We start from the raw sequence: 10,291 nt of genomic DNA on the forward strand, positions 1-10,291 counted from the left end.
CGGTAGGCGGGCGACCCCGAGGGGTCGGCCGACGGACGCGTGCCGTCGGCGGCCGCCTCCGCGGCCCGTGCCACCGCGCCGGCGTCCGCCGCACCGAAGAGCGTCTCCTCGGTGGCCGCCGCCCGCAGCGGGGTCGGGCCCATGTTGGTCAGCCCGATCCGTGCCTGGGCGATGTGCCCGTTGTCGCGGCGCACCAGCGCGGCCACGCCGACCACTGCCCAGGCCTGCGCGACCCGTTGGAACTTCTCGTAGTGGAAACCCCAGTCGTCGGCCGTAGGGATCCGCACCTCCACGAGCAGTTCGTCCGGCCGCAGCGCGGTCTGCAGGTAGTCGACGAAGAACTCCCGGGCGGGGATGGCCCGCGCCCCCTGCGGCCCCACGGCCAGCAGCGTGGCGTCCAAGGCGAGGATCACGGCGGGCAGGTCACCGGCCGGATCGGCGTGGGCCAGTGACCCGCCGAGGGTGCCGCGATGGCGTACGGCGGGATCGGCGACGGTGGCCGTGGCCGCCGCGAGCAGCCCGGCGTGCCGGCGCACCCGCGGGTCGCGCAGCACGTCGTGGTGGGTGGTCATCGCGCCGATGACGAGCGTGCCCTCGTCCTCGCGGATCCCGCGCAGCTCGGGTATCCGGCCCACGTCGACGACGAGTTCGGGAAACGCGAGCCGCAGCCGGAGCAGCGGCAGCAGGCTCTGCCCGCCGGCGAGGACCTTGGCGTCCTCACCGGCGTCCGCGAGGGTGCGCACGGCCTCCTCGACGCTCGTCGGCCTGGCGTATGCGAATGCCGGGGGAATCATGTCGCAGCCTCCTGGAGGGCCTCCCAGACCCGTTGCGGAGTACAGGGCATCGCGACTTCGGTGACACCCAGCGGGCGCAGGGCGTCGACGACCGCGTTGACGACGGCGGGCGTCGACGCGATCGTCCCCGCCTCGCCGACTCCTTTGGAACCGAGGGGATTCGTGGTGGACGGCGTCACGGTCCGGTCCGTCACGAAGTCCGGCAGGTCAGCCGCCGAGGGCACGAGGTAGTCGGCCATCGTGCCGGAGAGCAGGTTGCCGTCGTCGTCGTACACGGCCTCCTCGTACAGCGCCTGCGCGATGCCCTGCGCGAGCCCGCCGTGCACCTGTCCCTCGACGATCATCGGGTTGATGACGCGGCCGACGTCGTCGACGCAGACGTAGGAGCGGATCGAGGTCCTGCCGGTCTCGGTGTCGACCTCGACCGCGCACAGGTGTGTCCCGTGCGGGTAGGAGAAGTTCTCCGGGTCGACCAAGTGCTCGGCGTTGATGGTGGGTTCCATGCCGTCGGGCAGGTCGTGCGAGGAGAACGTCGCGAAGGCGACCTCCTGGATGCTCCTGCGGGCGTCGGGCGAACCCTTCACCGAGAACACGCCGTTGGTGAACTCGAGGTCGTGCTCGCTCGCCTCCAGCAGATGCGCGGCGACCTTGCGCGCCTTCTCCACGACCTTCTGAGCGGCCTGGTGCACCGCGGTCCCGCCGACGACGAGCGAGCGTGAGCCGTAGGTGTCCATGCCCTGTGGAGCGGTGCCGGTGTCGCCGTGCAGGACCTGGACGTCGTCGAAGGGCACCCCAAGTACGTCGGCGGCGATCTGGCTCCAGCAGGTCACGTGCCCCTGCCCGTGCGGGCTGGTGCCGGTGACCACCTCGACCTTGCCGGTCGGCAGCATGCGGATGCTCGCCGCCTCCCAGCCGCCGGCCGAGTACCGCAGATCCCGCAGCACCCGGCTCGGCGCGAGCCCGCACATCTCCGTGTACGTGGACACGCCGATGCCCAGCCGTACGGCGTCTGCGCGTTCGTTGCGCTTGTGCTGCTCCGCGCGCAGTTCGTCGTACCCGAAGAGCGCGAGCGCCCGGTCCGTGGCGGCCTCGTAGTTGCCGCTGTCGTAGGTCAGTCCCGCGACGGACGTGTACGGGAACTCCTCGTGCCGGATCCAGTTGCGTCGCCTCAACTCGATCGGATCCAGACCGAGTTCGACGGCCAGCTCGTCCATGATCCGTTCGATGGCGTACGTCGCCTCGGGGCGCCCGGCGCCGCGGTAGGCGTCGGTGGGTGTGCGGGTCGTGAACACTCCGGTGCACGTGAAGTCGTACGCGTCCATCTTGTAGATCCCCGGGTACATGAACGCGCCGAGGATCGGGATGCCCGGCGTGACGAGCATCAAGTACGCGCCCATGTCGGCCAGCAGCCGGACCTTGAGCCCGTTGATCCCGCCGTCACGGTTGGCGGCGATCTCGACGTCCTGGATCATGCCGCGCCCGTGATGGGTCGCGAGGTATCCCTCGGAGCGCGACTCGGTCCACTTGACGGGCCGCCCCAGCCGTCGGGCGACGGCGAGCGCGAGGGCCTCCTCGCCGTACACCTGGAGCTTGGAGCCGAAGCCGCCGCCGACGTCGGGGGCGATCACCCGGAGCTTGTGCTCGGGGATGCCCGTGACGACGGACAGCATGATCCGCAGGATGTGCGGGATCTGCGTCGAGGAGTGGACGGTGTACTCGCCGGAGGCGGCGAGCGGGGTGACGACGACGGCGCGCGGTTCCATGGCGTTGGGGATCAGCCGTTGCTGGTGGAAGCGGCGGCGCAGGACGACGTCGGAGCGGTGCCGGACGGCGGCGTAGTCCTCGCCGGTGGCCAGCCGCCAGTCGTAACAGCGGTTGGTTCCCTTGTCCGCGTGGACGAGTGGGGAGTCGTCGGCGAGGGCGGCCTCCAGGTCGAGCACCGGCGGCAGCGGGGTGTAGTCGACCTCGACGGCCTCCAGCGCGTCGGCGGCCGCGTACCGGTCGCGGGCCACGACGACGGCCACCGGGTCGCCCGCGTGGCGCACCTCGTCGACCGCGATCGGGGGATGGTCGGGCAGCACGATGTCCTCGGTGACCGGCCAGGCGCAGGGCAGCGAGCCGAGGCCTTCGGCGAGGTCGCTGCCGCTGAACGCGGCGACGACACCGGGCCGTTCGCGGGCGGGGGAGACGTCGACGCGGTCGATGCGGGCGTGCGCCATGGGGCTGCGCAGGATCGCCAGGTGCAGCAGCCCGTTGACCGTGATGTTGTCCGTCCAGGTGGTCTGGCCGGTGATCAGCCGGGCGTCCTCCTTGCGCGGCCGGGAGCGGCCGACCTCGTGTTCCGTGACCTGGTCGGTCATGTCGAGACCTCCTGCCCGGAGGCGGCGAGGACCGCGCGCACGATGTTCTGGTAGCCGGTGCAGCGGCAGAGGTTGCCCTCCAGCGCCTCCCGTACCTGCCGCGGACCCGGGTCCGGGTTCTCCCGAAGCAGATCCCGGGCCGCCATGATCATGCCCGGGGTGCAGTACCCGCACTGCAGCGCGTGCCGCTCGTGAAACGCCTGCTGCAACGGATGCCACTCCCCGTCCCGGGCCAGCCCCTGGATGGTGGTCACTTCGCTCCCGTCGGCCTGCACGGTCAGCACCGAGCAGCTCTTGACGCTCTCCCCGTCGAGGTCCACCGTGCAGGCCCCGCAGTTGGAGGTGTCGCAGCCGACCGGGGTGCCGGTCAGGCCCAGGCGGTCGCGCAGGTAGTGGACCAGGAGAAGACGGGGTTCCACCTCGTCCTCGTACGTCGTGCCGTCCACCGTCACCGAGATACGGGTCATGTGCCCTCCCAGGGAACCGTGCGAGGGAAATCAGCCACCGGAGGTGATGGGCGTCACTCTAGGACCGCACTGCGGGAGGGGGGAGGGTTGCGACAGGCATTGTTGAGCGTTGCACGAGGGCGGTGTTCGTCCGAGCCCGCGGGCGCAGCCGAGCCCCTCCCCGGGAGGGCGAACGGTGGGTCAGCCGCCCCGCACATGGGCCAGTAACGCCCGGACATTCCGGGTCGCGGCGTGGTCGGGCCCGAAGAGGCGCTCGCTGTCGGCCAGAGTGCGCTGGAACAGCTCCGCGCTGCGCTCCTCGTCGCCCGCCGCGTGGTGGGCGTGGGCGAGCTCGCAGCGGGACAGCAGGGTGTAGGGATGGCCGGGGCTCAGGATGCGTTCACGGTCCGCCAGGGTCCGCCGGTGGAGCGGGACGGCGCGCGCCGGGTTCCCCGCCAGTTCGTGGGCGCGGGCGAGGTTGTCACGGCACAGCCGGGTGCGCAGGTCGTCGGGGCCGAGGACGCGCTCGCGACCGGCCAGGGCACGTTCGTAGAGGGGAATGGCACGACCGGGGTCGCCGGCCGCCGCGTAGCCGGAGGCGAGGTTGTTGCAGAACGTGAGCGTGTCGACGTGGCCGGGGCCGAGGACGCGTTCCGCCGCGGCCAGGGTTCGCTCGAACAGCGACACGGCCCGGTCGAGATGCCCTGCCTCCTGACAGACGCCTCCGAGGTTGCTGGTGGCGACCAGGGTGTCGTGATGGTCGGGACCGCGCTCGCGCTCCGACTCGGCCAGGCGCCGTTCGAGCAACAGGACCGGATCGTCCTCGGGCAGGGGTGTTTCATACGGCCGGTCCACGGTCCCGCGGAACGACGCGACACCCTCGATCGCTTCGTCCTCCGTGGCCCGCCGCAGCTCCTCCCGAAGTGCCCCCATGGTCATGGCGCATTCCCCGCATGGCTTCGCGGACATGGCATCCGCCCCCTCGTCTGCCGCCCGGTTACAGGCTATGCGCGGCGCCGTCCGGCAGACCCCCGCCGTCGCCATAAATCCGTTGCCCTCACGCATCGCCGCCTGCTGCACTATGAAGGACGTTTTCACCGAGCCGTCGAGATCGAGGAGCAGCAATGCGCACACCGTTCATGTCCCCGCAGGAAGGAATCACTCCCATTTCAAAGGACATGACACCCGGTGCATTTGCTGAACCTGGGAATTCTGGCGCATGTAGACGCCGGTAAGACAAGCCTGACCGAGCGGCTGCTGCACACGGTCGGGGTCATCGACGAGGTCGGCAGCGTCGATGACGGAAGCACGCAGACCGACTCCCTCGCGCTGGAGCGGCAGCGCGGGATCACGATCAAGTCCGCCGTGGTGTCGTTCGCGGTCGACGACGTCACCGTCAACCTGATCGACACCCCCGGCCACCCGGATTTCATCGCCGAGGTGGAACGGGTGCTGAGCGTGCTCGACGGCGCCGTCCTCGTCATCTCCGCCGTCGAAGGCGTACAGGCGCAGACCCGTGTGCTGATGCGGACGCTCCAGCGGCTGCGCATTCCCACCCTCGTCTTCGTCAACAAGATCGACCGTCCCGGCGCGCAGGACGAGCGCGTGCTGCGCAACATCTCCGCGCGGCTCACCGAGGCCATCGTCCCGATGGGAGGGATCGGCCAACCGGGCACGCGTGATGCGCACTTCACCCCGTTCGACGCCCGCTCCCTCGGTCCGCGCCTGCTGGACCGGCTCGCCGAGCGCGACGACGGACTGCTCGCCGCGTACGTCGACGACGAGCGTGCCGTCTCCTACGGCCGGCTGCGCGCCGTACTCGCGGAGCAGACCCGCAGGGCCGTGGTGCACCCCGTCTTCTTCGGCTCGGCCGTGACCGGGGCGGGGGTCCCCGAACTGATCGCCGGGATCAAGGAGTTGCTGCCCGCGGCCGACAGCGACCCGGACGGCCCGGTCTCGGGCACCGTCTTCAAGGTCGAGCGGGGCCCCGCGGGGGAGAAGATCGCCTACGCGCGGATGTTCTCGGGGACCGTGCGCACCCGGGACCGGCTGTTGATGCGCGGCGGGGAGGAGGGGAAGGTCACCGCGATCAGCGTCTTCGACAGTGGTTCGGACGTGCGCGCGACGGAAGTGGCGGCGGGGCGGATCGGCAAGCTCTGGGGCCTCGCGGACATCCGGATCGGCGACTGTCTCGGCATGCCGCGCAAGGGGACGGCCGAGCACCACTTCTCCCCGCCGACCCTGGAAACCGTCGTCGTCCCCACCAGCCCCGCCGACAACGGCGCGCTGCACCTCGCGCTCACCCAGCTCGCCGAGCAGGACCCGCTGATCGACCTGCGGCACGACGAAGTGCGCAAGGAGATCTCCGTCTCCCTCTACGGCGAGGTGCAGAAGGAAGTCATTCAGGCGACGCTCGCCGACGAATTCGGCGTCGCTGTGACGTTCCGCGAGACCACCCCGCTGTGCGTCGAAAGGCCCATGGGCACGGGCGCGGCAGTCGAGTTCAACGGAAAGGACCCCAATCCCTTTCTCGCCACCGTCGGACTGCGCATCGATCCCGCGCCGACCGGTTCCGGCGTGGAATTCCGGCTGGAGGTCGAACTCGGCTCGATGCCGTACGCGTTCTTCAAGGCGGTCGAGGACACGGTGCGGGAGGCGCTGGGGCAGGGTCTCAACGGCTGGCGGGTCACCGACTGCACGGTCACCATGACGCACTGCGGCTATTCACCCCGGCAGAGCCACGCCCACCAGGGCTTCGACAAGAGCATGTCGAGCACGGGTGCCGACTTCCGGGGCCTGACCCCGCTCGTGGTCATGGCCGCACTGCGCGAGGCGGGCACCCAGGTCTACGAGCCGATGCACCACCTCCGCCTGGAGCTCCCGGCGGACACCCTGGGAGCCGTCCTGCCCCTGCTGGCCCGGCAGCGTGCCGTTCCCCGGACCACGGAGACACACGGCACGTCATGCGTGCTGGAGGGCCGCGTCCCGGTGGCCCGGGTGCATGAACTTGAGCAGCAGCTCCCGGCGTTGACGCGCGGCGAAGGCGAACTGGAATGCGCCTTCGACCACTACGCGCCGGTCGCGGGCGGCAGCGCTCCCGACCGTCCGCGGACCGATCTCAACCCTCTCGACCGGAAGGAGTACCTGCTCAATGTGACCCGGCGGGTCGGTGGGTGACATGACCCGACATGGCACGGCAGGGACGACTGAAACAAGAAACTTACTCATGAGTCAGGGGTGTTGACGTATGCCCGATGCGCCCGGACTGTAGTGAGCATGGCGAAGTTACGTGCGCGTCTGCTCGGCGTCCTCGTACTCCTCACCGGTTTCCTCACGGCGGCGGGCAGCGCCCAGCCCGCCGCCGCGGAAGGACTCCCCGACTCCCTCTGGTTCGACGAACCCGCCGCCGCCACTCTCACCGTCGCGAACGGCCACTTCACCGATGGACTCGGCCGCGAGGTCGTGCTGCGCGGCTACAACGTCTCGGGCGAGACGAAGCTGGAGGAGCACAGCGGACTGCCCTTCGCGTCGGTCGCCGACGCCAAGAAGTCCGCCACCGCGCTGCGCGCCCTCGGCGGCGGCAACTCCGTGCGCTTCCTGCTCTCCTGGGCGCACGCCGAACCCGCGCGCGGCCAGGTCGACACCGGCTACCTCGCCGACGTCACCGACCAGATCCGTGCCTTCCTCGACGCCGGGATCCGCGTCTACCCCGACTTCCACCAGGACCTCTACTCCCGCTATCTCTTCAACACGGGCAGCTGGTACAGCGGCGACGGCGCCCCCAAGTGGGCCGTCGACGCGGGCGGTTACCCCCAGGAGTCGTGCGGGATCTGCCTCTTCTGGGGCCAGAACATCACCCAGAACGGGGCCGTCAAGCAGGCGTCGTACGACTTCTGGCACAACGCCCACGGCCTCCAGGACGCCTTCCTCACCACCGCCCAGACGACCATGTCCTACGTCCGAGCGCACCTCACCTCGGCCGAGTTCGCGGGCGTCGTCGGCTTCGACCCCTTCAACGAGCCGTTCGCGGGCACGTACGACTCCGGGCAGACCAGCCGTACTTGGGAGCAGAACATCCTCTGGCCGTTCTATGCGAAGTTCCGGGCCCGGATGGACGCGGCCGGCTGGCAGGCCAAGCCCGCCTTCGTCGAGCCCAACCTCTTCTGGAACTCCAACCTCGACTTCCAGAAACAGGAGGGCGGCCTCCTGGATGCGGGCACCCTCGGCTCGCGCTATGTGTTCAACACCCACTTCTACGACCAGAAGGCGATCTCCGGCGTCTTCATGTGGGGCAAGGCGGGCGATGGGCAGTACGCCACCGACTTCGGGGCGGTGCGCGACAGGGCCTCGGCCGCGGGCACGACCGCGGTGGTCAGCGAGTTCGGGCACCCGCTGTCGGGCTCGGTCTCGGACAAGGCCCCGACCGTGGTGAAGGCCATGTACCAGGCACTGGACTCCCGTGTCCCGGGCGCCGGTTGGTGGTCGAAGCCGGAAGGCTCCGGCCCCGTCCTCTCGGGCTCCCAGTGGCAGTGGGACCTCTACAGCGGCCGCCACCACGAGCTGATGAACGGCAACCCCGACAAGGTGCTCACCTCCGGTGACGCCTGGAACGACGAGGACCTCTCGGCGGTCGGCCTGGACGACTCCGGGAAGGCGGTCCTGCGCCAGGACGCCCGGCTTCTGGACCGCCTCTACCCGAGTGCCACGGCGGGCCGGGCCCTCGCCTTCACCTACGAGGACCGCTCCCGCGACGGCTCCACGACGCTGACGTGGAACCCGGTCCCGAGCAGCCTGCCGAACGTCTCCCAGCTCGTCGGCACGGGCCAGTACGGCCTGCTGATGTGGCGCTCCGACGGGACGACCGCCCCCACGGAACTCCACCTTCCGGCGTCCTTCCCCGCGGCCTCGACGACGGTGGTCTCGGACCTGGGCGCGGTCCACGGTCTGCCCGCGTACACCACGGCCACCCCGGTCGCCACGGCGGCCGAACCAGGCGGCACGGGCAGCCGGCGCCTTCTGCTCACCTCCACCGACTCCGCCACCCTGCACTACGCCCTGGTCACCAACGGCGCGGCGAACCCCTCGTCGACCCTGCTGAACGCGGCCAAGGCGGAACTCACGTCATGGGCGGCCTCGCACGCCTGACCGAATGCCTCCGGAAGGGCGGGAAAGCCACGACTTGCAGGTCGGACGGGCCTGAACGGAGCGGTCCGTCCGTCCTGCAGGCTTTCGTTGTGTCAGACCCCCTTGACAGCGTGCGTACTGTTTCGCGACGTTTGAGCCCCACCGAACCGTTCGGATCTCGGTCGTCGACCGCGGGACGAGCGGATACCCGGCGTGGATCGGCAGATACACCAGGAAGTGTCAGGACGCGGACTGCGCGTCATGGGGGGAGCGGTCGTCCATGCGATCCATGAACAGTGATCCACACGCCCTACTGGTCGGTGCCCGGACCGGTACGTCGCTCGCGGGGCCCGCGGAAGGGCGGTTGATCTGAGGTGGACATCACCATTCACAGACCCGACGAGCTGAGCACGTCGCTTCGCCGAGCCTGGCACGGGGTGATGGACGAGTCACCCGAGTACGCCAACCCCTTCCTCTCGCCGGAGTTCGCCGCCGGGGTCGGCCGGTACCGCAGTGGGGCGCGGGTGGCGGTCCTGCACGAGAACGGGGAGCCCGTCGGCTTCTTCCCGTACGAGCGCAACTCCCTGGGGGTCGGGCGCGCCATCGGCCTCGGCCTCTCCGATCTGCAGGCCCTCGTGCACCGCCCCGGGGTCGCCTGGGACGCCCAGGAACTGCTGCGGGCCTGTGGGTTGTCCGTCTTCGAGTTCGACCACCTGATCGACGAGCAGAAACCATTCGGGCGGTATGTGACGGGGACGTTCGCCTCGCCGGTGATCGACCTGAAGCCGGGCGACAGCGACTACCCGCAGTGGCTGCGCGGCGCGTATCCGGGCCTGGCCAAGACGACGCTGAAGAAGGAACGCCGGCTGGGGCGGGACCTGGGCGAGATGCGGTTCGTCTTCGACGAGCGCGATCCGCAGGTGCTGCACCGGCTGATGCGCTGGAAGTCCGCCCAGTACCGCAGGACAGGACGGATGGACCGGTTCGCGCGGCCGTGGATCGTCGCCCTGGTGGACAACCTCTTCCATGTCCGCGAGGAGCACTTCACCGGTGTGCTGTCCGTGGTGTACGCCGGAGACCGGCCGGTCGCCGCCCACTTCGGACCGCGTTCGCGCACGGTGTTCGCGTGTTGGTTCACCGCCTACGACCCCGAGTTCCGCTACTACTCGCCCGGGCTGCTGATGCACCTTCGGATGGCCGAGGCGGCGGGCCGGCACGGCGTGACGCTGATGGACTGGGGGCGCGGCGACAAGCAGTACAAGGACTGGCTCAAGACCCGCGAGCTGCGCGTGGCCGAGGGGTTCGCGACCCGCCCGCACCCGGTGGCGGCCGCGCACCGGCTGCTCCGCAGACCGGTGCGCGGTCTGCGCAACACGGTCCTGGCCCATCCCCGGCTGCGAGAACCGGCCGACCGGCTGCTGAAAACGGTCGGCACACTGCGTACCTCGGGCCTGGTGGACGCTTCCGGCAAGGTGGGAGGCCGGGACCCCCTTCCCGTCCGAGCGGCACTTCGTCGGAGCACGGCAGTTCCCCCAGCTCGTCCCGCTCGACGCCACAGAACCGCCCG

At 70.2% G+C, this 10,291-nt stretch carries 7 protein-coding genes; 3 read left to right on the forward strand and 4 right to left on the reverse strand.

All coding sequences use genetic code 11. The annotated features are described in order from the left end of the window. The 4 genes from ABZS97_RS41565 to ABZS97_RS41580 all read right to left on the reverse strand — a co-directional run. Positions 1-794, reverse strand: a 794-nt coding sequence (locus ABZS97_RS41565) for an FAD binding domain-containing protein (RefSeq protein WP_356148146.1), incomplete at its 3' end; no start/stop codon positions are given. Further along, on the reverse strand, positions 791-3,154 hold the full coding sequence (locus ABZS97_RS41570) for a molybdopterin cofactor-binding domain-containing protein (RefSeq protein ID WP_356148149.1): 2,364 nt from the start codon (positions 3,152-3,154) through the stop codon (positions 791-793). The genes ABZS97_RS41570 and ABZS97_RS41565, both read right to left, overlap by 4 nt. Next, positions 3,151-3,621, reverse strand: a complete 471-nt coding sequence (locus tag ABZS97_RS41575; protein WP_356148152.1) for a (2Fe-2S)-binding protein — start codon at positions 3,619-3,621, stop codon at positions 3,151-3,153. The genes ABZS97_RS41570 and ABZS97_RS41575 overlap by 4 nt, the downstream gene beginning before the upstream one ends. A 180-nt stretch (positions 3,622-3,801) precedes the next feature. Continuing rightward, positions 3,802-4,539 carry a tetratricopeptide repeat protein gene (locus tag ABZS97_RS41580; RefSeq protein WP_356148155.1) on the reverse strand — a complete coding sequence of 246 codons (738 nt, stop codon included), beginning with the start codon at positions 4,537-4,539 and terminating at the stop codon, positions 3,802-3,804. 249 nt (positions 4,540-4,788) lie between these two features. On the opposite strand from ABZS97_RS41580, the gene ABZS97_RS41585 reads away from it, so the two are divergent. From ABZS97_RS41585 to ABZS97_RS41595, 3 genes are all read left to right on the forward strand, one after another. Continuing rightward, positions 4,789-6,777, forward strand: a complete 1,989-nt coding sequence (locus ABZS97_RS41585) for a translation factor GTPase family protein (protein ID WP_356148158.1) — start codon at positions 4,789-4,791, stop codon at positions 6,775-6,777. Between the two features lie 99 nt (positions 6,778-6,876). Further along, positions 6,877-8,745 carry a cellulase family glycosylhydrolase gene (locus ABZS97_RS41590; protein WP_356148161.1) on the forward strand — a complete coding sequence of 623 codons (1,869 nt, stop codon included), beginning with the start codon at positions 6,877-6,879 and terminating at the stop codon, positions 8,743-8,745. 353 nt (positions 8,746-9,098) lie between these two features. Further along, the coding region (locus tag ABZS97_RS41595; RefSeq protein ID WP_356148164.1) for a GNAT family N-acetyltransferase at positions 9,099-10,291 on the forward strand (1,193 nt) is incomplete at its 3' end.

Source organism: Streptomyces sp. NPDC005485, from assembly GCF_040606085.1.
Classification (GTDB): domain Bacteria; phylum Actinomycetota; class Actinomycetes; order Streptomycetales; family Streptomycetaceae; genus Streptomyces.